At 48.2% G+C, this 357-nt stretch carries 1 protein-coding gene; it reads right to left on the reverse strand.

Translation table 11 applies throughout. The features are described from left to right. A partial coding sequence (locus R7Z50_RS28515; RefSeq protein WP_318149882.1) for an aldehyde dehydrogenase family protein occupies nt 1-357 on the reverse strand: 357 nt, incomplete at both ends.

Genomic DNA, 357 nt, shown 5'->3' on the forward strand with positions numbered 1-357 from the left:
TACCTTGAGTGAGAAGCGTAGAAGGGGACTGTTGACGAATCAAAGCCTGAGCGGTTTCGATAAAGGCTTGTGTTTCTGGAGTATTCAACGCGAACACTACTCCCGGTTTTGTACAAAACTGGCCGCAACCCATGGTCATTGATGCGACAAACTGCTCTGCAAGTGAAGCGTTGTTCTTCATTGCTTCTGGGAGAATAAAGGTTGGGTTAATGGCGCCGAGTTCTCCATAAAAAGGGATCGGCTCAGGTCTCTGTTGAGCAAGGTTGAATAAGGCACGCCCTCCACTAACTGAGCCTGTGAACCCAACGGCTTTAATCTTTGGATGTGTCACTAACGCTTGGCCAAGTTCACGTTTGT

This window comes from Vibrio sp. 1249-1, from assembly GCF_033340495.1.